This window comes from Pantoea sp. SGAir0183, from assembly GCF_043545505.1.
The window spans coordinates 2,011,404-2,038,151 of the sequence record NZ_CP028053.1 but is presented as its reverse complement, the minus strand read 5'-3'; the positions used below and the strand labels follow the sequence as shown (position 1 = coordinate 2,038,151).

27 protein-coding genes are annotated in these 26,748 nt (G+C 51.8%); 14 read left to right on the top strand and 13 right to left on the bottom strand.

The window, feature by feature from the left end; translation table 11 throughout:
* Position 1: 1 nt before the first annotated feature.
* From trpCF to C1N59_RS09485, 4 genes are all read left to right on the top strand, one after another.
* A complete protein-coding gene (trpCF, locus tag C1N59_RS09500) occupies positions 2 to 1,363 on the top strand; it encodes a bifunctional indole-3-glycerol-phosphate synthase TrpC/phosphoribosylanthranilate isomerase TrpF (RefSeq protein ID WP_039342988.1) in 1,362 nt (453 codons plus the stop codon).
* Between the two features lie 44 nt (positions 1,364 to 1,407).
* Positions 1,408 to 2,598 (top strand): tryptophan synthase subunit beta, encoded by a 1,191-nt coding sequence (gene trpB, locus C1N59_RS09495; protein ID WP_033741842.1) that lies wholly within the window; start codon positions 1,408 to 1,410, stop codon positions 2,596 to 2,598.
* Positions 2,598 to 3,401: a tryptophan synthase subunit alpha gene (gene trpA / locus C1N59_RS09490; RefSeq protein ID WP_033741843.1), complete on the top strand. Its 804-nt coding sequence runs from the start codon at positions 2,598 to 2,600 to the stop codon at positions 3,399 to 3,401. The genes trpB and trpA overlap by 1 nt, the downstream gene beginning before the upstream one ends.
* 149 nt (positions 3,402 to 3,550) lie before the next feature.
* Positions 3,551 to 3,865, top strand: coding sequence for a BON domain-containing protein (locus tag C1N59_RS09485; protein ID WP_006119359.1), 315 nt, complete (start codon positions 3,551 to 3,553; stop codon positions 3,863 to 3,865).
* Between the two features lie 48 nt (positions 3,866 to 3,913).
* Here the strand turns inward: C1N59_RS09485 and ompW are convergent, their stop codons facing one another.
* The gene (gene ompW, locus C1N59_RS09480; RefSeq protein WP_033741844.1) at positions 3,914 to 4,546 is read right to left on the bottom strand and encodes an outer membrane protein OmpW; all 633 of its coding nucleotides are present in this window, start codon (positions 4,544 to 4,546) and stop codon (positions 3,914 to 3,916) included.
* Positions 4,547 to 4,798: 252 nt separating this feature from the next.
* On the opposite strand from ompW, the gene C1N59_RS09475 reads away from it, so the two are divergent.
* From C1N59_RS09475 to yciA, 4 genes are read left to right on the top strand one after another with little or no spacing between them, the layout of a single operon-like run.
* Entirely contained in the window at positions 4,799 to 5,215 is a 417-nt protein-coding gene (locus C1N59_RS09475) for a YkgJ family cysteine cluster protein (protein ID WP_033741845.1), read from the top strand.
* A 27-nt stretch (positions 5,216 to 5,242) separates the two neighbouring features.
* Positions 5,243 to 5,977, top strand: a complete 735-nt coding sequence (locus C1N59_RS09470) for a YciC family protein (RefSeq protein WP_058708082.1) — start codon at positions 5,243 to 5,245, stop codon at positions 5,975 to 5,977.
* A gap of 56 nt (positions 5,978 to 6,033) precedes the next feature.
* Positions 6,034 to 6,573 (top strand): septation protein A, encoded by a 540-nt coding sequence (locus C1N59_RS09465; RefSeq protein ID WP_394550664.1) that lies wholly within the window; start codon positions 6,034 to 6,036, stop codon positions 6,571 to 6,573.
* 56 nt (positions 6,574 to 6,629) lie between these two features.
* Complete coding sequence (yciA, locus tag C1N59_RS09460) at positions 6,630 to 7,052, top strand: acyl-CoA thioester hydrolase YciA (protein WP_033741850.1); 423 nt, start codon at positions 6,630 to 6,632, stop codon at positions 7,050 to 7,052.
* A gap of 103 nt (positions 7,053 to 7,155) precedes the next feature.
* On the opposite strand, the gene tonB is transcribed toward yciA, so the two are convergent.
* Complete coding sequence (gene tonB / locus C1N59_RS09455) at positions 7,156 to 7,932, bottom strand: TonB system transport protein TonB (RefSeq protein WP_394550662.1); 777 nt, start codon at positions 7,930 to 7,932, stop codon at positions 7,156 to 7,158.
* 198 nt (positions 7,933 to 8,130) lie between these two features.
* Here tonB and C1N59_RS09450 point away from each other — a divergent pair, with 198 nt between their 5' ends.
* Positions 8,131 to 8,427 (top strand): YciI family protein, encoded by a 297-nt coding sequence (locus tag C1N59_RS09450; protein ID WP_006119366.1) that lies wholly within the window; start codon positions 8,131 to 8,133, stop codon positions 8,425 to 8,427.
* A 40-nt stretch (positions 8,428 to 8,467) separates the two neighbouring features.
* Positions 8,468 to 8,641 carry a hypothetical protein gene (locus C1N59_RS09445; RefSeq protein ID WP_006119367.1) on the top strand — a complete coding sequence of 58 codons (174 nt, stop codon included), beginning with the start codon at positions 8,468 to 8,470 and terminating at the stop codon, positions 8,639 to 8,641.
* 29 nt (positions 8,642 to 8,670) lie between these two features.
* Here C1N59_RS09445 and C1N59_RS09440 read toward each other — a convergent pair whose 3' ends face one another.
* Positions 8,671 to 8,844 (bottom strand): YciY family protein, encoded by a 174-nt coding sequence (locus C1N59_RS09440; RefSeq protein WP_006119368.1) that lies wholly within the window; start codon positions 8,842 to 8,844, stop codon positions 8,671 to 8,673.
* A 162-nt stretch (positions 8,845 to 9,006) separates the two neighbouring features.
* Here C1N59_RS09440 and cls point away from each other — a divergent pair, with 162 nt between their 5' ends.
* Positions 9,007 to 10,467: a cardiolipin synthase gene (gene cls, locus C1N59_RS09435; RefSeq protein WP_033741857.1), complete on the top strand. Its 1,461-nt coding sequence runs from the start codon at positions 9,007 to 9,009 to the stop codon at positions 10,465 to 10,467.
* Positions 10,468 to 10,511: 44 nt separating this feature from the next.
* Complete coding sequence (locus tag C1N59_RS09430; protein WP_006119371.1) at positions 10,512 to 10,835, top strand: HI1450 family dsDNA-mimic protein; 324 nt, start codon at positions 10,512 to 10,514, stop codon at positions 10,833 to 10,835.
* 47 nt (positions 10,836 to 10,882) lie between these two features.
* On the opposite strand, the gene oppF is transcribed toward C1N59_RS09430, so the two are convergent.
* The 7 genes from oppF to C1N59_RS09395 form a co-directional block, all read right to left on the bottom strand.
* Positions 10,883 to 11,881: a murein tripeptide/oligopeptide ABC transporter ATP binding protein OppF gene (oppF, locus tag C1N59_RS09425; RefSeq protein WP_039343011.1), complete on the bottom strand. Its 999-nt coding sequence runs from the start codon at positions 11,879 to 11,881 to the stop codon at positions 10,883 to 10,885.
* The gene (locus C1N59_RS09420) at positions 11,878 to 12,891 is read right to left on the bottom strand and encodes an ABC transporter ATP-binding protein (RefSeq protein WP_006119374.1); all 1,014 of its coding nucleotides are present in this window, start codon (positions 12,889 to 12,891) and stop codon (positions 11,878 to 11,880) included. The genes oppF and C1N59_RS09420 overlap by 4 nt, the downstream gene beginning before the upstream one ends.
* Positions 12,892 to 12,902: 11 nt before the next feature.
* A complete protein-coding gene (gene oppC, locus C1N59_RS09415; RefSeq protein ID WP_006119376.1) occupies positions 12,903 to 13,811 on the bottom strand; it encodes an oligopeptide ABC transporter permease OppC in 909 nt (302 codons plus the stop codon).
* Positions 13,812 to 13,825: 14 nt separating this feature from the next.
* Complete coding sequence (oppB, locus tag C1N59_RS09410) at positions 13,826 to 14,746, bottom strand: oligopeptide ABC transporter permease OppB (RefSeq protein WP_006119378.1); 921 nt, start codon at positions 14,744 to 14,746, stop codon at positions 13,826 to 13,828.
* A gap of 85 nt (positions 14,747 to 14,831) precedes the next feature.
* On the bottom strand, positions 14,832 to 16,472 hold the full coding sequence (gene oppA, locus C1N59_RS09405; protein WP_058701821.1) for an oligopeptide ABC transporter substrate-binding protein OppA: 1,641 nt from the start codon (positions 16,470 to 16,472) through the stop codon (positions 14,832 to 14,834).
* 155 nt (positions 16,473 to 16,627) lie between these two features.
* Positions 16,628 to 18,247, bottom strand: a complete 1,620-nt coding sequence (locus tag C1N59_RS09400) for an ABC transporter substrate-binding protein (protein ID WP_394550659.1) — start codon at positions 18,245 to 18,247, stop codon at positions 16,628 to 16,630.
* Between the two features lie 585 nt (positions 18,248 to 18,832).
* Positions 18,833 to 19,480, bottom strand: coding sequence for a YchE family NAAT transporter (locus C1N59_RS09395; RefSeq protein WP_006119393.1), 648 nt, complete (start codon positions 19,478 to 19,480; stop codon positions 18,833 to 18,835).
* A gap of 425 nt (positions 19,481 to 19,905) precedes the next feature.
* On the opposite strand from C1N59_RS09395, the gene adhE reads away from it, so the two are divergent.
* The gene (adhE, locus tag C1N59_RS09390) at positions 19,906 to 22,590 is read left to right on the top strand and encodes a bifunctional acetaldehyde-CoA/alcohol dehydrogenase (RefSeq protein ID WP_205953226.1); all 2,685 of its coding nucleotides are present in this window, start codon (positions 19,906 to 19,908) and stop codon (positions 22,588 to 22,590) included.
* 244 nt (positions 22,591 to 22,834) lie between these two features.
* Here adhE and tdk read toward each other — a convergent pair whose 3' ends face one another.
* Positions 22,835 to 23,455 (bottom strand): thymidine kinase, encoded by a 621-nt coding sequence (tdk, locus tag C1N59_RS09385; RefSeq protein WP_006119396.1) that lies wholly within the window; start codon positions 23,453 to 23,455, stop codon positions 22,835 to 22,837.
* 406 nt (positions 23,456 to 23,861) lie between these two features.
* Between tdk and hns the strand changes: the two genes are divergently transcribed.
* Positions 23,862 to 24,269, top strand: coding sequence for a histone-like nucleoid-structuring protein H-NS (hns, locus tag C1N59_RS09380; RefSeq protein WP_033741865.1), 408 nt, complete (start codon positions 23,862 to 23,864; stop codon positions 24,267 to 24,269).
* Between the two features lie 92 nt (positions 24,270 to 24,361).
* Here the strand turns inward: hns and C1N59_RS09375 are convergent, their stop codons facing one another.
* Together C1N59_RS09375 and C1N59_RS09370 are read right to left on the bottom strand one after the other, a co-directional pair.
* Complete coding sequence (locus C1N59_RS09375) at positions 24,362 to 25,369, bottom strand: NAD-dependent epimerase (protein WP_006119398.1); 1,008 nt, start codon at positions 25,367 to 25,369, stop codon at positions 24,362 to 24,364.
* Positions 25,370 to 25,383: 14 nt separating this feature from the next.
* Positions 25,384 to 26,724 (bottom strand): UDP-glucose dehydrogenase family protein, encoded by a 1,341-nt coding sequence (locus C1N59_RS09370; protein ID WP_006119399.1) that lies wholly within the window; start codon positions 26,722 to 26,724, stop codon positions 25,384 to 25,386.
* Positions 26,725 to 26,748: the final 24 nt, after the last annotated feature.

The following is a 26,748-nucleotide window of genomic DNA, read 5'->3' as shown; positions in this document are numbered from 1 at the left end:
CATGCAGGGTACAGTGTTAGATAAAATCGTGAAAGACAAAGCCGTCTGGGTTGAAGCGCGTAAGCAGCAGCAACCGCTGGAAAGCTTCCAGCCGCGCATTGTTCCTTCCAGCCGTAGCTTTTATGACGCACTGCAGGGCACCCGCACTGCCTTTATTCTGGAATGCAAAAAGGCTTCGCCTTCAAAAGGGCTGATCCGCGATGATTTCGATCCCGAAATGATCGCCGGGGTGTATCGCCATTATGCTTCTGCCGTTTCGGTATTAACCGACGAAAAATATTTCCAGGGCGACTTTGCCTTTTTGCCCGTCGTCAGTGCTGCGATTACGCAGCCGGTGCTGTGTAAAGACTTTATCATCGACCCTTATCAAATTTATCTGGCGCGTTTTTATCAGGCTGACGCCATCCTGCTGATGCTGTCGGTCGTGGATGATGAGCAGTATCGTCAGCTTTCCGCCATCGCACACAGCCTGCAGATGGGCGTTTTGACTGAAGTCAGCAATGAGCAGGAGCTGGAACGCGCGATTGCGCTGGAAGCCAAAGTGGTCGGCATTAATAACCGCGACCTGCGCGATCTGTCGATTGATCTCAACCGGACGCGTCAGCTTGCGCCGCGCCTGGGGCAAGGTGTGACCGTTATCAGCGAATCGGGCATCAACAATTACCGCGATGTGCGTGAACTGAGTCATTTTGCAAATGGCTTCCTGATTGGTTCGGCATTGATGGAAGAAGAGGATCTTCATGCTGCGGTGCGACGTGTCACCCTGGGCAGCAACAAGGTATGCGGACTGACGCGCCCTGAAGATGCCTGCGCGGCCTGTGATGCCGGCGCTATTTACGGCGGAATTATTTTTGCCGAGGGCTCGCCGCGTCAGGTGGATACCGAGAAAGCACGTGCCGTGATAGCCGGTGCCCCGCTTAACTATGTGGGTGTGTTCCGCAATGCGGCAATAAGTGACATTGTCACTAAAGTGGAATCATTGCAGCTGGCTGCTGTGCAGTTGCATGGCGATGAAGACCACGCTTACGTGGCTGCGCTTTATCAGGCACTGCCTGAACAGGTACAAATCTGGAAAGCGCTCAGCATCAGCGACGCGTTGCCAGAACGTAACTGGCCGCATATTGACCGTTACGTTTTCGATAATGGTCAGGGCGGTTCGGGCCAGACCTTTGACTGGTCGCTGCTACACGGGCAGGACCTGAAGAATGTTCTGCTGGCCGGTGGGCTGAGCGCGGATAACTGTGTGGAAGCCGCACAGTTGGGTTGTGCAGGACTCGATTTTAATTCCGGTGTAGAAAGCGCGCCAGGCATCAAAGATGCCAGCAAAATTGCGGCGGTGTTCCGAACGCTTCGCGCCTACTGACTGGACTGGCCCGCCTGAAGGCGGGCACACAAAAGGATAGATCCATGACTTTACTTAATCCCTATTTCGGCGAGTTTGGCGGCATGTACGTGCCACAAATTCTGATGCCTGCGCTGAAGCAGCTTGAAGAAGCCTTTGTCAGCGCCCAAAAAGACCCTGAGTTTCAGGCTGAATTTACCGACCTGTTGAAAAACTATGCCGGCCGCCCGACAGCCTTAACCCTGTGCGGTAACCTGACCAAAGGCACTCAAACCCGCCTTTACCTGAAACGTGAAGATCTGCTGCACGGCGGCGCGCACAAAACGAACCAGGTACTGGGACAAGCGTTGCTGGCTAAACGGATGGGCAAAAACGAGATTATAGCGGAAACCGGAGCCGGTCAGCATGGTGTGGCTTCAGCCCTGGCCTGTGCGCTGCTGGGCATGAAATGCCGCATCTACATGGGCGCCAAGGATGTTGAGCGTCAGTCACCTAACGTCTTTCGTATGCGCCTGATGGGTGCCGAAGTGATTCCGGTTCATAGCGGTTCCGCCACCCTGAAAGATGCCTGTAACGAGGCGCTGCGTGACTGGTCGGGCAGCTATGAAACCGCCCACTATATGCTGGGCACCGCGGCCGGCCCGCACCCCTTCCCGACCATCGTGCGTGAGTTCCAGCGCATGATCGGTGAAGAGACGAAAAAACAGATTCTGGAAAAAGAAGGACGTCTGCCCGACGCCGTCATCGCCTGCGTCGGCGGCGGCTCCAATGCGATTGGCATGTTTGCCGATTTCATCGAGGAAGAGAGCGTCAAACTGATTGGCGTTGAGCCAGCGGGCCACGGTATCGAAACCGGTGAGCACGGCGCACCGCTGAAACACGGCCGGGTCGGCATCTACTTTGGGATGAAAGCCCCGATGATGCAGACCAGCGAAGGGCAAATCGAAGAGTCCTACTCGATTTCTGCCGGCCTCGATTTCCCGTCAGTCGGCCCTCAGCACGCCCATCTGAACAGCATCGGCCGCGCGGACTATGTTTCCGTCACCGACAATGAAGCGCTGGCAGCCTTTAAAACGCTGTGTCGTGCGGAAGGCATTATCCCTGCGCTTGAATCCGCCCATGCGCTGGCCCATGCGTTAAAAATGGCGAAGGCGGAGCCGGAGAAAGAGCAGCTGATTGTGGTGAACCTTTCTGGGCGGGGTGATAAAGATATCTTCACCGTTCACGATATTCTGACTGCGCAGGGAGAAATTTGATGGAACGTTATGATCGACTGTTTACGCGTCTGGCGGCGAAGAAAGAAGGTGCGCTGGTTCCCTTCGTAACTCTGGGTGACCCGTCACCTGCCCTGTCATTACGCATTATCGATGCGCTGGTAGAAGGCGGGGCTGACGCACTTGAACTGGGAATTCCCTTTTCTGATCCTTTAGCAGATGGTCCTACTATTCAAAGTGCAACACTGCGTGCCTTCGCTGGTGGAACGACGACGGCACAGTGTTTTGAAATGCTCGCGGCGATTCGTCAAAAATATCCCGAACTCCCGATAGGTTTACTGATGTATGCCAATCTGGTGTTCAGCAATGGTATTGATGACTTTTATGCGCGTTGTGCCAAAGCGGGGGTCGACTCTGTCCTCGTGGCTGATGTGCCCGTAGAGGAATCGGCACCTTTCCGTCAGGCGGCTATGCGTCACGGTATTGCGCCCATTTTCATCTGCCCACCGAACGCCAGCGATGAACTTCTGCGCGAAATCGCTTCTCACGGTCGCGGTTACACCTATCTGTTATCACGAGCGGGCGTGACGGGTACTGAAAAGCGGGCCAGCCTGCCACTTGATCATCTGATAACCCGCCTGAAGGAATACCATGCAGCCCCGCCGCTACAGGGCTTTGGCATTTCCGAACCTTCCCAGGTAAAAGACTCTCTCGCGGCAGGCACAGCCGGTGCAATTTCAGGTTCCGCTGTTGTGAAAATTATTGAAAAGCATCACGCCGAGCCAGAGGTCATGCTGGACGCATTGAGAACATTTATCCACGATCTCAAAGCCGCCACCCGCTAACAGCCTTCACCTTATGCCTTACCGCCCGGTAAGGCATGATTTCGCTGTTTTTTTTCGCTGTCCGTTTGCCCATTTCGGATTTTCTGCACCACAATTAACAGGCGCCGTTATGGTAACGACGTATCCTATTTGTGACAGGGAGAGAAGCAATGAAATGGTTTAAAGTGCTGGCAAGTGCCATGGTCGCGGCTGTTGTTGCATTAACACTCAGCGCCTGTGCGCCAACGCCAACGAAAGAAGGCACCGGCGGTTACATTGATGACACCGTGATTACCACCAAAGTGAAAGCCGAATTGTTAAAAGATGAGTCGCTGAAATCAACCGAAATCAACGTTGAAACCTTTAAAGGTAAAGTGCAGCTCAGCGGCTTTGTCAGCTCACCACAAATGGCTAACCGTGCCGTTCAGGTGACCCGAAGCGTTGCTGGGGTAAGATCCGTCGTAAATAACATGCAAATTAAATAACGCCGTTTTAAACCCAAAAGGGCCACGCATTGCGTGGCCCTTTTTTCTTCAGAAGCGATAACCTGCGCCAAAGAAGAATACCCAGGGGTCAACACGCATATGAATATTTTGCTGCTGATCGCCCGATTTAAATTTCACGTTCGTATCAATATCCATGTACCACAATGATGCATTCAGCAGCCAGTCACGGTTAATCTGATAATCCAGCCCTACCTGGCCGGCAATGCCCCACGAGTCTTTCACACTGAGATCACTTAATCCCGCATCACGACCGGTCTGATTAAACTTTGCATCGTAAAACGTCGTGTAGTTAATGCCGACGCCGACATAGGGTCGCGCTTTGCTTTGGCTGTCAAAGAAGTAGTACTGTGCCATCAGCGTTGGCGGCAATTGCCGGACCGTCGCCAGCGTGCCCGTTGGGCCAAGGCCAACTTTATGGCGGAACGGTGTGGCGGCCAGTAGCTCGACGCCAATATTGTCTGTCGCCATATAGGTGAACGTTAAACCCAGTTGGGTATCATTACTGGCACTGAATCCGCCCATACCCAGTACGTTATCCGAGCCTTCGTTAGGTCGAACGGTGGCGCTACCTGCGCGAATAAAAAAATCACCTGCCTGGTGGGCCAGTGCCAGTTGAGGTAACGCAAGCGCCAGCAGCATGGCGCATTTAGCCAGTTTCATAGTCACTCCTGTGAGAAAGTAAGGTGCCTGCACTGAATCATTTTTTTGTGCGCACAGGTTTAGCGCGATTTTTTTATAAATGCATCTAAATCAAGACGGGAAAATGATTTAAAAAACAATGGATTGACTCAGATCAATTTTATGCCCGTATCCCGGACACAAATAGTGCTTGCCGAAAAAATGGAGCGGCATTACTTTGCTCATCTCCCCCTGTGATTTTGGTTCGATGCCTTAGAGGTGGCGGGCGATCAAATGAGTGAAACTACAAACCCCTGTATTAGCTGTGGTGCCTGCTGTGCCCACTTCCGCGTCTCGTTTTACTGGGCTGAAGCCGACGATGCGGGCGGCCCCGTTCCCACAGAATTAACGGAACCTTTAAGTCTGATGATGCGAAATATGCGTGGGACGAACGATCGTTCGCCGCGCTGTATTGCGCTTGAAGGGGAAATCGGCCACTGCGTGTCGTGCAGTATTTATGAGAACCGCCCCTCGCCCTGCCGGGAGTTTGCTATGTCCGGCGAAAACGGGATCGGGAATGAAGGCTGCGATCGGGCCCGGGCACGCTATGGCCTTCCCGCACTGTTTCACCCATCTTTACCTGTTATGACAGAAAGTTATCCGGTTGCGGGTGCCAGCGAGCCGCCAGAACATGTACAATCGACGGGTTAATTAACCCGGTTCTTTCAAGGAGTGTACATGTCTATCACGGCAAGCTCGTTATACCGTGACACAGGAAATTTTTTTCGTCATCAACTGATTACCCTGGTTCTGATGTCACTGTTGACCGCGTTTGTCACAGTGATGCTTTTACATGCCTTCACACCGGGTGACGATCAAATGGCGATCCTGCAGCAAGGCGATATCAGCAGTGCCTCGCTGTTTGAAATGGTGCAGAGCATGTCACCCGAACAGCAGCAGGTTCTGCTGCGTGCGTCTGCTGCGGGTACTTTTGCAGGCCTTGTCGGCAATACGCTGCTGTTGGGCGGTATGCTGTGCCTGATTCCGCTGGTATCGTCTGGCCAGCGCGTGAGCGCGCTGCGTGCCATTGGTACAGCCGCGCCCTTATTACCGAAACTGCTGCTGCTGACCTTTTTGATCACCCTGGTCGCCCAACTGGGTTTTATGGTTCTGGTAGTGCCTGGCGTGCTGCTTACCATCGTGCTCTCGTTGTCGCCAATCATTCTGGCAAATGAAAAACTGGGCGTTATCGCCGCCATGCGCGCCAGCATGCGCATGGCCTGGAAAAACGTCAGACTGATTGCGCCAGCCATTATTCTGTGGCTGCTGGCAAAACTGGCAGTGATGTTTTTCTTTACCTCGTTAGTGGTGCTGCCGATGAACGTGTCGACGGTGATTTTCACCGCTATCGGGAATCTGATTTCAACCCTGTTAGTAATTTACCTGTACCGGCTTTATATGCTGTTACGTTGATTGTCCGTGCGCCTTCGGGCGCACTGGCCGGGAATACCGCCTTAACTGGAATGACTATGAAGCAGTTACTCGACTTTCTTCCCCTTGTGGTTTTCTTTATTTTTTATAAGTTGTACGACATCTTCGTCGCCTCAGGAGCCCTGGTTGTCGCGACCGGCCTGGCGCTGGTGGCAAGCTGGGTGCTCTATCGCAAGCTTGAAAAAATGACCATTTTTACGTTTGTGCTGGTGGCGGTGTTTGGCACGCTCACCCTGGTTTTCCATAATGATGAATTTATTAAATGGAAAGTCACGGTGATCTACAGCCTGTTTGCGCTGGCGTTACTGTTCAGCCAGTGGTTTATGAAACAGCCGTTAATTCAGACCATGTTGGGAAAAGAGCTGGAGTTAACCAACACCGTATGGCGCAATCTGAATATTGCCTGGGCCCTCTTCTTTTTATTGTGTGGTCTGGCGAATATCTATGTGGCATTTTGGTTACCTCAGTCAGTCTGGGTTAACTTTAAAGTGTTTGGGCTGACCGGCCTGACGCTACTCTTTACCTTACTGAGTGGGCTCTATATCTGGCGTAAGATGCCGCAACAACAGCAAAAATAAACCTGCTGCCCGTCTGTGCGGGCAGCCTTTCTTTCATTACATAAGAAAACAACGCAATGGACGAAAAACATAAATTGCCCCAGGGCGAAATGGTCATGCGGACGCTCGCGATGCCTGCGGATACTAACGCAAACGGCGACATCTTCGGTGGCTGGTTGATGTCGCAAATGGATATGGGCGGTGCCATTCTGGCAAAAGAAATCGCCGAGGGCCGTGTCGTCACCGTCAGAGTGGATGGTATGACCTTTTTAAAACCCGTCGCGGTCGGCGATGTTGTCAGTTGCTACGCACAGTGCATTCGCACGGGCAACAGCTCAATGACGATCAATGTGCAGGTATGGATTAAGAAAGTGTCGTCTGAGCCTATTGGTCAGACCTATTGCGCAACCGAAGCGGTCTTTATTTATGTTGCGGTGGACAATGAAGGCCATCCCCGTCAGCTGCCTGCGGGACGGGATAATCAGTCAGCCCCTGCCTGAGTGCGGTTCAGCCTGACATCGCAGCCAGGCTGAATCTGAACCGGACCCGGGCGGGTCCGGGCCCGCTTAGCCGACTTCACGTTGCTGAAACGCCTCACAAGCCTTATTCAAGGCTGGCCCCGCCGTTAATTTTAAACACAATATTCATCGTCAGACCGGTACCAGGCTTACCGCTTTGATAGCGCCACGAACGCATGGCCTGTTTGACGCTGCGCTCAAACATGTTGCGCGGTTCCGCCGACAGAATATCAATGTTGTCGACCCGTCCGTCACTGTCCACATCAAATTTCACTCTGACACGGCCTTCTACTCGCAGGGCCGCCGCGCGTGGCGGATAGGCTGGCTTGCTGATATTCAGCGCTTTTGGGCCGGTTGAGGCCGTCTGCGCAGGTGTTGCTGACGGTGTCGCTTTCGGCGCTGTCGCAGGCTTAGTCTGTGTTGCAGGCGCATCCTGCTTAAAGGGGTTGGCCTGGGGCTTCGCTTCCTCACGCGGTTTTACTTCGCGTTTTGGCTGTGTATGTTTGGGCTGGTGCCGCGGTCTGGGTTTTGGCTCAGGTTTGGGTTCCGGTTTGGGAATCGGCACTGGCTCAGCTTTAGGCGGTTTCGGGGCGGGTTTCGGCTCGGCCACAGACTCGGGGGCTGGCTGGGGTTCCGTTTCCGGTTGCGGTTGCGGTTGCGGTGTCGGTTGTGTGATTGCGGGTTCAGGCTGAACCTCGGGCGCGACCATTGTCACACTGATTGGCTGGGATGCTTTGGGTAGTTCTCGGGTTTGATGAAAAGACGCATAGAGAATACCGGCAATGACTGCACCATGGAGCACAACGGACAACATCATGGCGACAGGCGTGCGTTTCGGTAAAGGCATAGTCAGCGTGGTCATAACAATCGCAGTTATCAAATGAGGCCCTGATTTTAAATGCAAATAGCAATCAGTTTCAATAATCACCTTAGTGCCGGGCGAAAAAAGCCCCTTTAGCCTAATATGCTCAGCACGTTATTGACGCAAGGTTTCGTTTGCACTCTACTTAACTATCCCTTACCGTGTTGCAAAATTTATAGAGTCAATGGGAGCGCCCTAGTGCTTTACGTCATTTATGCTGAAGATAACGCCGATTCTCTGGAAAAACGCAACGCGGTGCGCCCCGCTCACCTTGCGCGTCTGAAGCTGCTGCATGAAGAAGGCCGTTTGATCGTTGCAGGCCCCATGCCTGCGGTTGACAGTAACGATCCTGGCGTAGCCGGTTTCACCGGCTCCACGGTGATTGCAGAGTTCCCGTCACTGGAAACGGCCCAGGCCTGGGCAGCGGACGATCCCTATATTGCGGCGGGTGTTTACAAACACGTCAGCGTCAAGCCGTTTAAGCGGGTTTTCTGAGCCCGCCGACAACACTGACGCTTCTACAGAGATAGTCTGAATGCATGCCATTATCATGGCCCTGCTGCTGGTCATCACCCTGCTTGTGGGTGGCGCGTTGTATCTGTGGCGAAAGCACGGCTGGCGAAACAAAAAGCACCTGATCGTCATGCTGATTGTACTGGCGGCAGCCGTCCAGTTGGTTAACGTCAACTTATTGATGACCGGACAGTAATTTAACAGCCGCTTCGCGCGGCTGCGTCATCAGAGATTTTGTGTGATAAACAGAATGGAACGACGTTGCTGTTGCGCCAGTTGATGGCGAATCCCGTGGATGCGTTTATAGCGGCGTGACTGCCCTTCCAGCCAGCGCGAACGTCGACGCTGCACCTGACGCAACATTCTCCAGCGGGCCACTTCGTTTCTGCTTCGTCTCATAACTTCCTCTCTGACATCTGACTCACGCGCACGCATTATAGAGATCTCTGCGCTAATGCCAAATCGGATCTCGCATTGACATACCACGATGATTAAGGGTTTCACTCCCTACCATCTCCACGTAAACTTCTCAGATTCAAGCGCGAACAGGATGTCCACTTAATGACGACGTTTTATACGCTTATCAGTTGGTTATTGGTATTTGGTTACTGGTTATTGATTGCAGGTATTACCCTGCGCATTCTGATGAAGCGACGAGCCGTAACCTCGGCAATGGCATGGCTGCTGATTATTTTTATTCTGCCACTGGTTGGCATTATTGCTTATCTGTCGTTTGGTGAATTGCATCTGGGTAAACGCCGGGCTGAACGCGCGCGAACGATGTGGCCCTCTACCGCCCGCTGGCTGAATGATCTTAAAAAGCGTACCGAAATCTTTGCCACCGATTACAGCGATGTCGCGCAGGCGTTATTTCAGTTGTGCAACAACCGTCAGGGCATCGCAGGGGTAAAAGGGAATCAGTTACAGCTGTTGACCAGTTCGGACGATGTAATGAAAGCCCTTATCAGGGATATTCAGCTGGCCCGGCACAATATTGAGATGGTGTTTTATATCTGGAATCCGGGCGGACTGGCGGATGAAGTCGCCGAATCCCTGATGGCCGCGTCGCGGCGCGGTGTTCACTGCCGGCTTATGCTGGATTCCGCAGGCAGCGTCGCCTTCTTCCGCAGCCCGTGGGTCGGGATGATGCGTAATGCGGGTATTGATGTGGTTGAGGCGCTACAGGTCAGCCTGCTGCGTGTCTTTCTGCGTCGTATGGATTTACGTCAGCATCGCAAAATGGTGCTGATTGATAATTATATTGCCTATACCGGCAGCATGAATCTGGTGGACCCGCGCTTTTTTAAGCAGGACGCGGGCGTGGGTCAGTGGGTCGATCTGATGGCGCGTATGGAAGGGCCGGTATCAACCGCCATGGGGATCGTTTACAGCTGTGACTGGGAAATTGAGACCGGCAAGCGTATTCTGCCCCCACCGCCCGACCGCAATATTATGCCGTTCGAACAGGAAAGTGGTCATACCGTTCAGGTGATCGCTTCCGGTCCCGGTTTTCCCGAGGATTTAATTCATCAGGCGTTGCTTACGGCGGTCTACTCTGCCCGCGAACAGCTGATCATGACCACGCCTTATCTGGTGCCCAGTGACGATCTGCTGCATGCCATCTGCACGGCTGCGCTACGTGGCGTCAATGTGAGTCTGGTGGTTCCCCGGCACAACGACTCTTTGCTGGTAAGCTGGGCCAGCCGCTCGTTTTTTAGTGAGCTGCTTGAGGCCGGCGTTAAGATCTACCAGTTTGAAGATGGCCTGCTGCATACCAAAAGCGTGCTGGTCGATGGTCAGTTGAGTTTAGTGGGGACCGTGAATCTCGATATGCGCAGCTTATGGCTGAATTTCGAAATTACACTCGCCGTCGATGATGCCGGATTTGGCAGCGATTTGGCCTGCGTCCAGGACGACTATATTGCCCGTTCGCGTCTGCTTGACGCCAGACGGTGGGCAAAACGTGCCTGGTGGAAGCGGATTGTCGAACGACTGTTTTACTTCTTTAGTCCTTTACTGTAAAACGAGCGAAATTACGAACCGCCCTCAGATAAACGGGACCGAAAATGGATCTGAACAACCGCCTGACAGAAGACGAAACGCTGGAACAGGCCTACGACATTTTTCTTGAACTGGCAGGTGACAACCTTGACCCTGCTGACATTATTCTTTTCAATCTGCAGTTTGAAGAGCGTGGCGGCGCAGAACTGTTTGATCCGGGTGAAGACTGGCAGGAGCACGTGGACTTCGATTTGAACCCCGACTTTTTCTCTGAAGTGGTCATTGGTCTGGGCGAAGCAGACGGCGAACCTATTACCGATGTGTTTGCGCGCGTACTGCTGTGTCGGGAAAAAGATCACAAGCTGTGCCATATTTTGTGGCGTGAATAGTCCTCACCTCGTAACGAAAACGCCGGGCAACAGCCCGGCGTTTTGGTTTAAAGCGGATCCACCTTCAGGCAGGACACCGCATGGCGGAAGCTGCCTTCGAGCAGCGGCCGCGTTTTGGCGCATTCCGGTCCGGCAATCGGGCAGCGGGTGCGGAAAACGCACCCGGATGGCGGATTGATCGGCGACGGTAACTCCCCTTCCAGCAACTGAATCTGCTTATTTTTTTCCAGATCCGGATCGGGAATCGGTACGGCTGACATCAGCGCTTTGGTATAAGGATGCTGCGGATGGGTATACACCTCATCGTAGGTGCCCAGCTCCACCGCGTGGCCCAGATACATCACCAGTACGCGATCCGAGATATGCTTCACCACCGCCAGGTCGTGGGCGATAAAGATCAGCGACAGCCCCATTTCTCGCTGCAGTTGCTGTAGCAGGTTGACCACCTGCGCCTGAATGGACACATCCAGTGCAGAAACCGGTTCATCACAGATGATCAGTTTAGGCTCAAGAATCAATGCACGCGCAATGCCGATACGCTGACACTGACCGCCTGAAAACTCGTGCGGATACCGGTTAATCAGGTTAGGCAACAAGCCCACTTTCATCATCATCGTTTTGACGCGATCTTTGATGTCCTGGCGAGAAAGCTCAGGGTGATAGGTACGTAAGGGCTCGGCGATAATATCGCCGATGGTCATGCGTGGGTTAAGCGAGGCCAGCGGATCCTGAAATATCATCTGGATATCGCTACGCGCCTTACGCCACTCTTCCTCACTCTGCCCCAGCAGGTTACGGCCAAGCCAGGTGACACGGCCTTCCGTGGCTTTCACTAACCCGATAATCGCACGTGCCAGCGTGGATTTACCGCAGCCGGATTCGCCCACCACACCCAGCGTTTCTCCTTCGTACAGACGCAGACTGACGCCATCCACGGCCTTCAGCGTTTTTGGCGGCTGCCAGAACCACTGCTTGTCATCCTTGATGTCGAAATGAACTTTCAGATCGGCAATTTCGAGTAGGACTTTTTTTTCTGCCAGGCTCATACGAGTTCCTCCACCGGCTTAAAGCAGGCGCGTAAGCGCCCTTCTGCAAACGGTAACAGCGGCGGTGCTTTGGAACAGATATCCATGGCATGCGGACAGCGCGGCTGGAACGGACAACCCTGCGGCAGACGCAGCAGGTTTGGTGGATTACCCGGAATGGTGGTCAGGCTTTCACCTTCTGCATCCAGTCTTGGCACCGCATTCAGGAGACCAATCGAGTAGGGGTGAGCCGGCTGATAAAACACATCGCGCGCGCGACCGTATTCCATGGTGCGGCCTGCATACATCACCAGCACTTTATCGCAGATCCCGGCCACAACGCCCAGATCGTGGGTAATCATGATGATCGCCGTATTGAACTCGCGCTTCAGCTCATTCAGCAGCGTCATAATCTGCGCCTGCACCGTAACATCCAGCGCGGTCGTCGGTTCATCCGCAATCAGCAGCTTAGGCCGGCACAGGAGCGCCATCGCGATCATCACGCGCTGACGCATCCCGCCCGAAAACTCATGTGGGTACATCTTCATGCGTTTGCGGGCTTCAGGCATTTTTACCGCGTCCAGCATTTTCACCGACTCTTCAAAGGCCTGAGCGCTGCTCATGCCTTTGTGCAGTTTCAGCACTTCCATTAACTGTTCGCCGACCCGCATATACGGATTCAGTGATGTCATGGGATCCTGAAAAATCATCGCGATTTGTTCAGCGCGCAGCCGGTTTAACTGTTTTTCCGGCAGATTAAGAATCTCTTTACCGTTGAACAACGCAGAGCCGCCAATGCGGCCATTGCTGGCCAGCAGGCCCATCAGCGCAAACGCGGTTTGCGATTTACCCGAGCCTGACTCACCGACAATGCCCAGGGTTTCCCCGGCACGCAGTGAGAAATTGAGATCGTTCACGGCGGTGACATCACCGTCATGGGTGCCGAACGTAACACGTAAGTCTTTCACTTCAAGCAACAGGTCGCTTCCCGCGCGTGCAGCCTGAGCAGGCTGAAATTCATGAATAGTCATCGGGAAACTCCTTAACGATCTTTGGGGTCGAGGGCATCACGCAGGCCATCGCCAATAAAGTTAAAACAGAACAGCGTGACCACCAGGAAAATGGCCGGGAACAGCAACAGCCACGGCGAAACTTCCATGGAGTTAGCCCCATCGCTCAACAGCGCGCCCCAGCTACTCAGCGGCTCCTGGGTGCCCAGGCCGAGAAAGCTCAGGAATGATTCGAACAGAATCATGCTGGGCACCAGCAGCGAGGCGTAAACCACCACCACGCCCAGTACGTTAGGCACGATATGGCGCGTCACGATTTTCCAGGTCGAAACGCCGCCGACATGCGCCGCTTCAATAAACTCTTTGCGCTTCAGGCTCAGAGTTTGTCCACGCACGATACGCGCCATGTCCAGCCACGACACCATACCGATAGCAGCAAAAATCAGCAGGATGTTACGGCCAAAGAAGGTGACCAACAGAATGACGAAAAACATAAACGGGAAGGAGTTAAGGATTTCCAGAATACGCATCATCACGGAGTCGATTTTTCCACCAAGGTAACCGGCAATGGAACCGTAGAGCGTTCCCACCACCACGGCGATCAACGCGGCGGCAATGCCCACCATTAACGAAATACGACCGCCAATGGCGACGCGCACCAGCAGATCACGCCCCGATGAGTCGGTGCCAAACCAGTGTCCGGACGTGGTATCTGGCGGGGATGACATCATTCCCCAGTCGGTATCGAAATAGGAGAACGGTGACAACATGGGCGCGAAAATTACAAACAGCGTGATTAACATCAGCACCATCAGGCTGATTAACGCGGCCCGGTTATGAATAAAACGGCGACGGGCATCCTGCCACAGGCTACGCCCTTCGACTTCCAGTTTTTCACTGAATGCATCAAGAGCTTCGCTATTTTTCTTACTTAACATCATGGCGAACTCCAGAATCAGTAGCGAATTTTCGGGTCGATAACGGCATAGAGCACATCGACGATCGCGTTAAACAGAATGGTCAACAGCCCCACCAGAATCGTCAGGCTCAGTACCAGCGAGTAGTCACGGTTAAGCGCGCCGTTGACAAACAGCTGACCGATACCGGGCAGTCCGTAAATAGATTCAATCACCATAGAGCCAGTAATAATGCCCACAAATGCCGGTCCCATATAGGAAATAACCGGCAACAGTGCTGGCTTGAGCGCGTGACGTAAAACGATACGACGTAACGGCAACCCTTTGGCTCGCGCGGTACGGATAAAGTTGGAATGCATCACCTCAATCATTGAGCCACGAGTGATACGCGCGATACTGGCAATGTAAGCCAGGGATAACGCCACCATCGGCAGCAGCATATAGTTCCACTGTCCACCGTTCCAGCCGCCACCCGGCAGCCATTTCAGCGTAATGGCGAAAATCAGGACTAACAGCGGGGCAACCACAAAACTCGGTATGACCACGCCGGTCATTGCCACCCCCATGACGACGTAATCCCACAGGGTGTTTTGCTTCAGCGCGGCGATAACCCCTGCCGTCACGCCCAGTACCACGGCCAGGATAAAGGCAGCCAGGCCCAGTTTGGCCGACACCGGAAAGGCATGACCAACCAGGTAGTTCACCGAATAGTCTTTATATTTAAACGAGGGGCCAAAGTCGCCATGGGCCAGTTGAATCAGGTAATCAACATATTGCTTGCCAATGGGATCGTTGAGGTGATATTTCGCCTCGATATTCGCCATCACCTCTGGCGACAGCGTACGCTCACCCGTGAATGGACTGCCGGGGGCCAGTCGCATCATAAAGAAGGAGATAGTAATAAGGACGAAAAGCGTCGGGATGGCTTCAAGTAACCGACGCAAAATGAATTTTAACATTGCCGTACCTACCAGGCTGGTGCTTCACATTGCATTAAAAAATACAGGCGGCGCTCATGGCGCCGCCGCTGTTCTTGGTGTTCTGTTAGTGCTTAATGATGTACAGGTTTCTGTCTGCGACGTTATCCAGCGGATCTTTACCGGTATAACCACCGACATACGGTTTCACCAGACGGGTGTTCACGTAGTAGTACAATGGCACGATGGCAGAGTCTTTATCCAGCTGCTGCTCAGCTTTTTCATAGTCAGCCGACCGGGCTTTATCATCGGTTGTGGCCAGGGCATCTTTCATCAGCTTGTCGAAGGCCGGGCTCTTGTAGTGCGCGGTGTTGTTACTGCTGTCAGACAGCATGGTATTCAGGAACGACGTCGGTTCGTTATAGTCTGCACACCAGCCTGCACGTGCAACGTCGAAGTTGCCCTGATGACGCGTATCCAGGAAGGTTTTCCACTCCTGGTTCTCCAGCTTCACTTTCACACCCAGATTTTTGGCCCAAATCGACGAGGCGGCAATGGCCAGTTTTTTATGCAGATCGGACGTGTTGTACAGGAGCGTAAACGTTAACGGTTTTTCTGCCGTGTAACCGGCTTCAGCCAGCAGCTTTTTGGCTTCAGCATTACGTTTTTCCTGTGACCAGGTAAACCACTCTGGCTTCACCAGCTCCATACCATCTGTTGCAGGTGGCGTGTAGCTGTAGGCTGGCTTCTGGCCCTGCGCCAGCACTTTATCCACGATAATGTCGCGGTCGATACCCAGTTTCAATGCGGCACGTACGCGCGGATCGGTGAAAGGCGCTTTCTGGTTATTAATTTCGTAATAGTAGGTGCACAGATAAGGGTCAACATGCAGCTCTTTACCGTTGTCACGCTGTAATTTTTTGAACAGCTCAATCGGCAGATTGTTATAGGTCATGTCACTGCCGTTATCAGAGAAGTAACGGTTAACATCACTGACTTCTGACGAAATGGGCAGGAAGGTGACTTTGTTCAGAACGGTATGCGCGTTATCCCAGTAATCAGGGTTGCGCACAACGGTAATACGTTCGTTAATGACGTGAGATTCCAGCTTAAAGGCACCGTTGCTGACGATATTTTCAGGCTGGGTCCACTTATCACCGAATTTCTCAATAACCGCTTTGTTTACCGGCGACATTGAGGAGTGAATCAGTAATTTATAGAAATACGGAACCGGCTCGCTCAGGGTCACTTGCAGCGTATGATCGTCAAGCGCCTTCACACCCAAATCTGTTGGCGGTTTCTTACCGGCGATAATATCGTCAACGTTGGCCAGGTGACCGTATTGCAGATAGCTGGCATAAGGAGACGCGGTTTTCGGATCGGCCAGACGCTGCCAGCTGTAAACGAAATCCTGAGCAGTCACCGGCTCACCGTTTGACCATTTGGCATTTTTGCGCAGATGGAAGGTCCAGACTTTAAAGTCTTTATTATCCCAGCTCTCTGCCACGCCAGGAATCGGATGGCCGTTGGTATCGCTGATCACCAGTCCTTCAAACAGGTCACGGCTGACGTTCGATTCCGGTACGCCTTCAATTTTGTGCGGATCCAGCGACTGAACCTCGCTACCGTTTCCTTTTACCAGCTCCTGCTTCGCGGCCAGTTCAACCCCGGCAGGGACCGTGGCGGCGATAACGCTGTTGGCTGTGAGCGCACTCATCGCTGCAAAGACGCTGGCAGCAATCAGGGTTTTCTTCGTGATGTTGTTCATTCTTAACTCCAGTTTTTTTATTTTCACCGAGGGTGTTTGCGACCTCAGTGTTCCCCGTATTCGGGCCCCGGTGTTTTCACCTGGGGAGCATTGACCCTGTAGCGTGGTCAGCACGGTAACGCCCTTCCCGGCTGTGCCGCCGGATAAGCGCGTTATCAGTGTTGTTTAATGAAATAATATTTCAGATCTGTCATGTCCTGCGGATCGTGGCCGGTAAACCCGCCAACCCAGGGTTTAACCAGCCTCACGCTGACGCGGTAGTAAACTGGCACAATTGCCGAGTCTTTGTCGAGTTGTGTTTCAGCCTGCTGATACAATGCCGCGCGGTCAGCATCCTTTGTGACGCTTAGCGTGTCTGCCATCAGCCGATCAAAGGCCGCACTACGATAAAACGCGGTATTGGTCGACGACGGACTCAGGAACATATTCAGGAAAGTAGAGGGCTCGTTATAATCCGCGCACCATGTGGCCCGCACCACGTCATACTGTGCCTGATGACGTGTTTCCAGCAGCGTTTTCCATTCCTGATTTTGTAAGGTGACCTGCGCCCCGAGGTTGCGCTGCCACATTGACGCTGCAGCAATCGCCTGGGTTTTATTTTGATCGGAGGTGTTATAGAGCAGCGTAAAACGCAAAGGATTTTTACTGTCGAAACCCGCTTCTGCCAGCAGTTTCTTTGCCGCCTCATTGCGCTGCGACTGGGACCAGGTCATCCATTCCGGTGTGGCTAACGCGGCCCCATTGGTATAGGGCGGTGTAAAACTGTAAGCCGGAATCTGGCCCTGTCCCATAATCTTTTTGGCGATAATGTCGCGGTCCAGCGTCATCTTTATAGCCGCGCGCACGCGCGCATCAGTAAAAGGCGGCTTTTTGTTGTTGATTTCATAATAAAACGTACACAACAAGGGGCTGACTTTGACTTCGTCGCCGATGTCCTTACGCAGCTTCGCGAACATATTGGGCGGGATGGCGCTGTTGGTCATATCCAGGCCACCGCTGCGATAGCGGTTAATGTCGCTGTTCTCAGAACTGATCGGCAGAAACGTCCCCTGCTCAATCACGGTTTGCGCGTTGTTCCAGTAAAGCGGATTGCGCTTCAGGACAATTTTTTCGTTGACGACCCAGTCACTTAAGGTATAAGCACCATTACCAACATAATGCCCGGGTTGAGTCCACGCCTCGCCCCATTTCTGGATAGCGGGCGCATACACGGGTTTCATGGCCGTATGCGCCAGCATGGCAATCAGATAGGGAACGGCCTCTGTTAAAGTGACCTGTAAATGGTGATCGTCAATCGCTTTTACGCCCAGTTGGTCTGGTGCCGCTTTACCCGCAATAATCTCGTCGGCATTGGCAATATGCGCCGCCTGAAGATAACTGGTGTAAGGAGATGCAGTTTTCGGATCGGCCAGGCGTCGCCAGCTGTAAACAAAATCGTTAGCCGTTACCGGTTCGCCATTGCTCCATTTTGCATCGTTGCGGAGCGTGAAGGTCCAGATTTTTCCTTGCTGATTTTCCCAGCTCTCAGCCACACCTGGGACAACCTTACCGTTATTATCTGTATTAACCAGCCCGTCCAGCAGATTCAGGATAATATTGGATTCCGGCACACCTTCCGTCTTATGCGGGTCAAGCGAGGCCACTTCGGAGCCATTGTTAATGACAATTTGCTGCTGTGGCGATAAGGTCACGCCGGCGGGTACGCTGGCCGCACAGACGGGTAAAGCAGTCATCACACCTAGTGCCAGACAAGACCAATATTGCTGAGCGTTCATTTACCACACCTTGTTGACCTGCCCGTTTTTATTCTGCAATCCCGTCTGCATCAAGAAAAAAATCTTGCTATTTCGACCTTCGGGAAAACATGCTCAATGCGCCGAAAATTAGCAGAAGCTGAATGACGGCGCCAAAACTAAATAGTTAAAATGTTATCTGTTTCTCTTTTATCATGAGATTTTTCCCAGTGGAAGTGTTAATTTTTAGCCTAAAAATACATTAACCTACTGAATTATAAATATATTCATAGATTTGATGCTATTCTAACCAGAATATTACATTCACCGATTTTGACTGCGTTGTTGTAGCGTCATTCTCTCCCGATGTGCCATTTAAAAAGGCATTAATGGGCCTTTACCAGCATTAATCATGCCAACATGCATCGTCAAAGCAGAATATAAGGTGAGATTGATGACAGGAAGGCCAGGCGCGAACTATCGGGACGCGCACTGAGTATTAGGGAAAGTGATAACCCGGAGGGGATATACAGCGGTGCAAATAATTGCCCGTTTTGAGTGCAATATTGTGTCGTATTGCACTATTTTGGTGCCTGTCTTTTTATGTTTGTTAAAATAAGTGGGTATTCAGCTTACCAGCCCAGGAAAAATCGCTTTAATGCCCGTTACCACAAATTCGATGCCCAGCGCCATTAACAGCAGCCCCATGATACGGGTGATGACGTTGATGCCCGTTTGCCCCAGTACTCTGACCATAATGGGGGCGGCACGAAACAGTAACCAACAACTGAAGGCAAAAATGGCCACTGCCACGGTAAATCCCAGCAGATTTAACCAACTGTGATAGCGCGTACTCCAGACGATAGTTGAGCTGATTGCGCCGGGCCCGGCCATCAGCGGTAAAGCCAGCGGAACAACGCCAATACTTTCGCGAATCGCGGTTTCTGTTTTTTCCTGCTTGTTTTGTTTATCTTCGCCCAGCTTTCCGCTGATCATCGACATCGCTATCGTGACAACCAGAATGCCCCCGGCAATACGGAAAGAATCAATTGAGATGCCAAACACATGCAGAATGGCATCCCCTAAAAACAGCGACGTCCAGAGAATAATGGCCACAGCAAGGTTTGCGGTGAGATTCGTTTTATTACGTTCTGCCACGCCCTGATAACGCGTCATGCTGATAAACACCGGAATGATGCCAATGGGATTCACCAGTGCAAACAGGCCTACAAAAAACTTGATATAGCCAGAAAGATCTAACAGCGCAGGATTCACGGTTCACTCCACATCCCAGATGAAAAACGCGCCTAATGTAAGGTAAAAACGCCGCGCACGCCAGTTGAAGCGAGAGTTATTTATTCTGTTAATTTACTTACAGTTTAGGGCGTTAAACCAACCATTCCACAAAGGCTGGCAGATGTTACTTTTGTTACCGCTTTTTACCTCATCGCCCTCCCCCTCATGAACCGCAGGCTGAAAGGTGTCAGCTGTGGTTTAAATTGATTTGGATCATTATTGCTGTCCCCTAAACCCGATACTCTTTTATTGTCAGCCACGATACCACCGGAGAAAAAGAATTCTTTTAGTAAACAACTGAAAAACGGCACTTTCACGCCCCGTGATTGAGCGGTTTTTACCCTGGCTATACTTTCCGTTCAGGCTTGTTTCCTAAAAAAGTTTAACTTCCTCAGGAGATCACAATGGCCGTTACTAATGTCGCTGAACTCAATGCACTGGTTGAACGGGTAAAAAAAGCCCAGCAAGCTTTCGCCAGTTTTTCTCAACAACAAGTCGATGCTATTTTCCGCGCAGCCGCACTGGCCGCTGCCGATGCCCGTATTCCCTTAGCGAAGATGGCGGTCGCAGAATCGGGCATGGGCATTGTCGAAGACAAAGTCATCAAAAATCATTTTGCGTCCGAATATATTTATAACGCCTATAAGGATGATAAAACCTGCGGCGTACTGGAAACCGATGATACCTTTGGCACCATTACGATTGCCGAACCCATCGGCCTGATTTGTGGGATCGTCCCGACCACCAACCCCACCTCTACCGCCATCTTCAAAGCTCTGATCAGCCTTAAAACCCGCAACGGTATTATCTTCTCGCCGCATCCTCGCGCCAAAGATGCCACCAATAAAGCCGCCGATATTGTGCTGCAGGCCGCGATTGCTGCTGGCGCCCCTAAAGACATTATCGGCTGGATAGATGCGCCCTCTGTTGAGCTGTCGAATCAGCTGATGCACCACCCGGACATCAATCTGATTCTTGCCACAGGTGGACCGGGCATGGTGAAAGCCGCTTACAGTTCCGGCAAACCGGCTATTGGTGTCGGTGCCGGGAATACACCTGTCGTGATTGATGAAACGGCAGATGTTAAACGCGCGGTGGCGTCCATCCTGATGTCGAAAACGTTTGATAACGGGGTGATTTGTGCCTCAGAGCAGTCCGTTATTGTTGTCGATGCGATCTACGATGCCGTTCGGGCACGTTTCGCCAGTCATGGTGGCTACCTGCTGCAGGGCCACGAACTTCAGGCGGTTCAGAATATTATCCTGAAAAATGGCGGCCTAAACGCCGCGATTGTGGGCCAGCCCGCAGTAAAAATTGCTGAGATGGCGGGCATTACGGTACCAACCGATACCAAAATTCTGATTGGTGAAGTTGAACGGGTCGACGAATCCGAACCTTTTGCCCATGAAAAACTGTCGCCAACGCTGGCGATGTACCGGGCTAAAGATTACGAAGACGCCGTCAGTAAAGCGGAAAAACTGGTCGCCATGGGCGGCATTGGCCACACCTCCTGCCTGTACACGGATCAGGATAACCAGTCCGCACGTGTCCACTATTTTGGCGACAAAATGAAAACGGCCCGTATCCTGATTAATACCCCCGCTTCTCAGGGTGGGATTGGCGATTTATATAACTTCAAACTCGCGCCTTCGTTGACGCTGGGTTGTGGCTCCTGGGGAGGTAACTCAATTTCCGAAAACGTCGGACCTAAGCATCTGATCAATAAGAAAACTGTCGCCAAGCGAGCTGAAAATATGTTGTGGCATAAACTTCCGAAATCTATCTATTTCCGTCGTGGGTCATTGCCTGTCGCCTTAGAAGAGGTCGCCACCGACGGCGCGAAACGTGCATTTGTTGTGACTGACCGCTTCCTGTTCAATAACGGCTATGCCGACCAGGTTACCCGCGTCCTGAAATCCCACGGTATTGAAACGGAAGTGTTCTTCGAGGTCGAAGCAGACCCAACACTGAGCATTGTTCGCAAAGGTGCAGAACAAATGCACAGCTTTAAACCCGATGTGATCATTGCGCTGGGCGGCGGCTCGCCAATGGATGCGGCGAAAATCATGTGGGTGATGTATGAGCATCCCGAAACCCACTTCGAAGAGCTGGCATTGCGCTTTATGGATATTCGTAAACGTATCTATAAGTTCCCGAAAATGGGCGTCAAAGCCCGCATGGTAGCCATCACCACTACCTCCGGCACCGGTTCAGAAGTGACCCCGTTTGCGGTGGTCACGGATGATGCCACCGGTCAAAAATATCCGCTGGCAGATTATGCACTGACCCCGGATATGGCCATTGTGGATGCGAACCTCGTGATGGATATGCCGCGTTCACTCTGCGCCTTTGGCGGTCTGGATGCGGTTACCCATGCACTGGAAGCCTATGTTTCCGTTCTGGCGAATGAGTATTCTGATGGTCAGGCACTGCAGGCGCTTAAGTTGCTGAAAGAGAACCTGCCCGCCAGTTATGCCGAAGGCGCCAAAAATCCGGTTGCGCGTGAACGTGTGCACAATGCCGCCACCATTGCCGGTATTGCCTTTGCCAACGCCTTCCTCGGCGTATGTCACTCGATGGCCCATAAACTGGGTTCCGAGTTCCATATTCCCCACGGACTGGCTAACTCGCTGCTGATTTCCAACGTCATTCGTTATAACGCAAATGACAACCCGACCAAACAGACTGCATTCAGTCAGTATGATCGTCCACAGGCGCGTCGTCGCTATGCGGAAATCGCCGATCATCTTGGTTTGACCGCCACAGGCGATCGTACTGCTCAGAAAATTGAGAAACTGCTGGTCTGGCTGGATGAAATTAAAACGGAACTGGGTATTCCCGCCTCAATTCGTGAAGCTGGCGTGCAGGAAGCGGATTTTCTGGCAAAAGTGGACAAACTGGCTGAGGATGCGTTCGACGATCAGTGTACCGGTGCTAACCCACGTTATCCGCTAATTGCTGAACTGAAACAGATCATGCTGGACAGTTACTACGGCCGCAAATTTGTTGAGCCTTATGCCCAGGTTGAACAGCCCTTGAATCAACCCGTCAGCGATATCAAAGCCGCTAAAAAGGTCAAAAAAGCCTAATCAGGAACAAGCCCGTTAGTGCGGGTGCGCCATCCCCCTTGTGGCTCGGTCACAAGGGGGTTTTTTATGGCTGTTGAGGATAAGCAGGCTGTTCGCCCGCTGTCAGTGAATGTGCAATAGTGCAATCGCTACCACAAATGGACAGACCGTCACCCAGGTCGCCATAACCATAAAGATAAAAAGACGAATGAGGTTCGCCAGGAAAGACTTTTGCGACCACGTGAACCTGAGGTGAGGAACAGGATTACGCGACTGGCGTTTGCGCGCCGTGGATAGCCTGCAAACAGCCCTGCTCAATCGCTTTTTTATAGTGCTTACGGCACACCGAGATATAGCGCTCATTGCCGCCAATCACCACCTGCTCCCCTTCCCGGAAGGGTTTGCCTTCGCTGTCGAGACGCAGCACCATGCCCGCTTTACGTCCGCAATGACATACGGTTTTAAGCTCCACCAGTTTATCGGCCCAGGCCAGCAGATACTGGCTACCGGTAAACAATTCTCCCAGAAAGTCGGTTCTTAACCCATAACACAGCACCGGAATATCCAGATTATCCACCACGTCAGACAAGGCCTTCACCTGTTCCCGTGTCAGAAACTGACTTTCATCCACTAACACACAGTGTACGGGCTGGCGCGCATGCTCTTGTGCAATTTCCACATCCAGCTGGCTTTCGGCATTATAAAGAACGGCCGGTGATGACAAGCCAATGCGTGAACTGACTTTACCGGTACCAAAGCGATTATCAATCTCAGCGGTATAAACCAGGGTCCGCATACCGCGCTCCTGATAATTATAGGAAGACTGCAAAAGCGCGGTTGATTTACCCGCGTTCATTGCCGAATAGTAGAAATAGAGTTGAGCCATTGGCACGGTATCCCGGTGTGGATGAAACAAAATAAGTGCGATTTTACCATATCTGACCGGCAATGCCGTGTTGATTTTCAGCCCGTTACGTTCAGACGAGAGCCAGCGTCGGGTATTGCCTGTCCTGCAACGGCAGCGCATTATTTTTGACTATATGAATATTAAAGACAGTATAGCGTTAAGCTTTATTTTCATTGAACCGTGTCAGGGCTTTATAGGTTGCCGGTTAAACATCAACGTTTCATTGGTCCTTACATCGCGCTTTATCTGGCGGAATTTATAATTTAATAAATTCATCTTTGAACTTTTAAAGCTAAAAATTAATTTAATGTTGAAGTTATTTCCCCCCACCACTACTATTAGCGGGCAGAACAACTCTCCTATTCATTATTCAGAGATCAGGACAATGAGCGAAGCACTAAAAAATCTTAATAATATCCGCACGCTGCGTGCCCAGGCCAGAGAGTGTTCTTTGGAAACACTGGAAGAAATGCTGGAAAAGTTTGAAGTCGTAGTAAATGAACGCCGCGATGAAGCGTCACATTCTAAAGCAGAAACGGAAGAGCGTGCGCGTAAACTTGAGCAATATCGCGATATGCTTTTAGCGGATGGAATCGATCCCAATGAGTTATTCAACGCATTGTCAGAGTCCAAAACGTCTGGCAAAGCCAAACGTGCTGCCCGCCCTGCCAAATATCAGTTTGTTGATGAAAACGGGGAGACCAAAACCTGGACCGGTCAGGGACGTACACCAGCAGCAATCAAAAAAGCCATGGAACAACATGGTAAGCAGTTAGACGACTTTTTGCTGTAAATCCTGGCGTGCTTTAGGCTTTGCTGGCTTCATTTTAGCGACCTGATTACCAATACCAGAAAAAAAAGGAAGCGGTCGCTTCCTTTTTGTTTTTATACCGAATAAAAGTTCCGGTACCAGTCAACAAAACGTCTGACACCTTCATCCACGCCTGTTTGCGGTTTAAAGCCGACAGCGTTAAATAAATCGCTGGTATCTGCGCTGGTAGCTAACACGTCACCGGGCTGCATTGGCATCAGATTTTTATTTGCCGTTACACCTAATGCTTTTTCAATCGCTTCAATATAGCGAATCAAGCTCATCGGCTGACTATTGCCTAAATTGTAGATACGATACGGCGCTGAACTCGACGCGGCAGACCCGCTCTCTACTGTCCAACTTTCATCCGGCTGCGGAATACGATCCTGCAGACGAATAATGGCCTCGACAACATCATCGATATAGGTGAAATCGCGTTGCATTTTACCCTGGTTATAGACGTCAATTGCCTCACCCGCAATCATAGCCCGGGTAAATTTAAACAAGGCCATATCGGGGCGTCCCCAGGGACCGTATACAGTGAAGAAACGTAAACCGGTGGTGGGTAACTGATACAGATGCGAATAGGTGTGCGACATCAGCTCATTGGCTTTTTTGGTCGCGGCATACAATGACACCGGATGATCGACACTGTCTTCCGTAGAGAACGGCAGCTTACTGTTCAGTCCATAAACGGAGCTGGACGACGCATAGAGCAGATGTTCAACACGATGATGACGGCACCCTTCAAGAATATTCAGATGCCCAATAACATTGGCATCCACATACGCATGCGGGTTTTCAAGGGAATAGCGCACACCAGCCTGAGCGGCCAGGTGAATAACGCGCTGAAATTTGTGCTGTTCGAAAAGTGCTGCAATGGCCTGACGGTCGGCCAAATCGGTTTTAACAAACGTAAAAGATGGGTTGTCGCCGATCAAATCAAGACGGGCTTGTTTGAGGCTGACATCATAATAGTCATTCAGGTTGTCAATACCGACAACCTGGTGACCGGCGGCCAACAGGCGTTGGCTCACATGGAAGCCAATAAAGCCTGCTGCGCCGGTTACCAGAAAATTCATAAATCCCTCATTAATCACACAGCCTGGATGGACGCTCCGCGGCCAATAGCGTAATAAACGAAGCCGCGTTTGCTGAGACGCTCTGGATCATACAGGTTACGTCCATCAAAAATCACGGGTTGTTTCAGTGCATTTTTGATCACGTCGAAGTCAGGGGCACGGAAATTTTGCCACTCAGTGCAAATTACCAGGCCATCTGCGCCCTGTAATGCTGATTCTTTGGTGCCCATCAGCTTCAAATCGTCGCGGTGACCGTAGATGCGTTGTGCTTCATCCATCGCTTCCGGATCGAAAGCCTGTACAGACGCACCTGCTTCCCACAGCGCTTCCATCAATACACGGCTCGATGCTTCACGCATATCGTCGGTATTCGGTTTGAACGACAGTCCCCACAGCGCAAACGTCTTCCCTTTCAGATCGTCACCAAAATGACGTTTGATAAAGGCGGGCAGCTTAGTTTTCTGGCTGTCATTGACGTCTTCCACCGCTTTTAACAGACGTGGTGTATAGCCAATGGATTCCGCCGTACGAATGAGCGCCTGCACATCTTTCGGGAAACAGGAACCGCCATAACCGCAGCCAGGATAGATAAAGTGATAGCCGATACGTGAGTCAGAACCAATCCCCTGGCGCACTTTTTCGATATCCGCACCTAAACGTTCCGCGAGATTGGAAATTTCATTCATAAAGCTGATTTTGGTCGCCAGCATACAGTTGGCAGCGTACTTCGTCAGCTCTGCACTGCGAATATCCATCAGGATCATACGATCGTGGTTGCGGTTGAAGGGCTCATAGAGCTCACGCAACAGTTCCACGACAGCATCATTATCCGTGCCGACAACGATGCGCTCGGGACGCATACAGTCAGCAACCGCCGCCCCTTCTTTCAGGAACTCGGGGTTGGATACTACATCAAAGCTGATATTGGCATCACGCGCCTGCAGGGTTTCCGTCATGACCGCACGGACTCTGTCAGCCGTTCCAACCGGTACGGTAGATTTATCGATGACCACTTTATGATCGGTCATATGCTGAGCAATGGTGCGTGCCACGGCAGTAACATATTTCAGATCGGCCGAACCATCTTCATCAGGCGGTGTGCCTACGGCGATAAACTGCATCACGCCATGGTTAACGCCCAGTGCAGCATCGGTGCTGAACTTCAGGCGACCGGATTCATAGTTAGACTTAACCAGCGGCGTCAGGCCCGGTTCAAAAATAGGAATCTGACCCTTTTTGAGGTTCTCAACCTTTTTTTCATCGACATCAATACAGAGAACGTCATGTCCGACTTCGGCCAACACCGCAGCCTGAACCAGACCGACATAGCCGATACCAAATACAGTGACTTTCATTACGCTATCCTGTGTTTTAAATTT

Excerpts from the sequence above, each read along its gene's own strand:
- C1N59_RS09420 (WP_006119374.1), bottom strand. The coding sequence starts at position 12,891 with ATGACTATTCATGAATTTCAGCCTGCTCAGGCTGCACGCGCGGGAAGC.
- oppF (WP_039343011.1), bottom strand. The coding sequence starts at position 11,881 with ATGAGCCTGGCAGAAAAAAAAGTCCTACTCGAAATTGCCGATCTGAAA.
- tdk (WP_006119396.1), bottom strand. The coding sequence starts at position 23,455 with ATGGCTCAACTCTATTTCTACTATTCGGCAATGAACGCGGGTAAATCA.
- trpA (WP_033741843.1), top strand. The coding sequence starts at position 2,598 with ATGGAACGTTATGATCGACTGTTTACGCGTCTGGCGGCGAAGAAAGAA.
- C1N59_RS09370 (WP_006119399.1), bottom strand. The coding sequence starts at position 26,724 with ATGAAAGTCACTGTATTTGGTATCGGCTATGTCGGTCTGGTTCAGGCT.
- C1N59_RS09485 (WP_006119359.1), top strand. The coding sequence starts at position 3,551 with ATGAAATGGTTTAAAGTGCTGGCAAGTGCCATGGTCGCGGCTGTTGTT.
- C1N59_RS09465 (WP_394550664.1), top strand. The coding sequence starts at position 6,034 with ATGAAGCAGTTACTCGACTTTCTTCCCCTTGTGGTTTTCTTTATTTTT.
- oppC (WP_006119376.1), bottom strand. The coding sequence starts at position 13,811 with ATGATGTTAAGTAAGAAAAATAGCGAAGCTCTTGATGCATTCAGTGAA.
- C1N59_RS09470 (WP_058708082.1), top strand. The coding sequence starts at position 5,243 with ATGTCTATCACGGCAAGCTCGTTATACCGTGACACAGGAAATTTTTTT.
- C1N59_RS09445 (WP_006119367.1), top strand. The coding sequence starts at position 8,468 with ATGCATGCCATTATCATGGCCCTGCTGCTGGTCATCACCCTGCTTGTG.
- adhE (WP_205953226.1), top strand. The coding sequence starts at position 19,906 with ATGGCCGTTACTAATGTCGCTGAACTCAATGCACTGGTTGAACGGGTA.
- oppA (WP_058701821.1), bottom strand. The coding sequence starts at position 16,472 with ATGAACAACATCACGAAGAAAACCCTGATTGCTGCCAGCGTCTTTGCA.
- C1N59_RS09430 (WP_006119371.1), top strand. The coding sequence starts at position 10,512 with ATGGATCTGAACAACCGCCTGACAGAAGACGAAACGCTGGAACAGGCC.
- C1N59_RS09475 (WP_033741845.1), top strand. The coding sequence starts at position 4,799 with ATGAGTGAAACTACAAACCCCTGTATTAGCTGTGGTGCCTGCTGTGCC.
- ompW (WP_033741844.1), bottom strand. The coding sequence starts at position 4,546 with ATGAAACTGGCTAAATGCGCCATGCTGCTGGCGCTTGCGTTACCTCAA.
- oppB (WP_006119378.1), bottom strand. The coding sequence starts at position 14,746 with ATGTTAAAATTCATTTTGCGTCGGTTACTTGAAGCCATCCCGACGCTT.
- trpCF (WP_039342988.1), top strand. The coding sequence starts at position 2 with ATGCAGGGTACAGTGTTAGATAAAATCGTGAAAGACAAAGCCGTCTGG.
- cls (WP_033741857.1), top strand. The coding sequence starts at position 9,007 with ATGACGACGTTTTATACGCTTATCAGTTGGTTATTGGTATTTGGTTAC.
- C1N59_RS09400 (WP_394550659.1), bottom strand. The coding sequence starts at position 18,247 with ATGAACGCTCAGCAATATTGGTCTTGTCTGGCACTAGGTGTGATGACT.
- tonB (WP_394550662.1), bottom strand. The coding sequence starts at position 7,932 with ATGACCACGCTGACTATGCCTTTACCGAAACGCACGCCTGTCGCCATG.
- trpB (WP_033741842.1), top strand. The coding sequence starts at position 1,408 with ATGACTTTACTTAATCCCTATTTCGGCGAGTTTGGCGGCATGTACGTG.
- C1N59_RS09375 (WP_006119398.1), bottom strand. The coding sequence starts at position 25,369 with ATGAATTTTCTGGTAACCGGCGCAGCAGGCTTTATTGGCTTCCATGTG.
- hns (WP_033741865.1), top strand. The coding sequence starts at position 23,862 with ATGAGCGAAGCACTAAAAAATCTTAATAATATCCGCACGCTGCGTGCC.
- yciA (WP_033741850.1), top strand. The coding sequence starts at position 6,630 with ATGGACGAAAAACATAAATTGCCCCAGGGCGAAATGGTCATGCGGACG.
- C1N59_RS09440 (WP_006119368.1), bottom strand. The coding sequence starts at position 8,844 with ATGAGACGAAGCAGAAACGAAGTGGCCCGCTGGAGAATGTTGCGTCAG.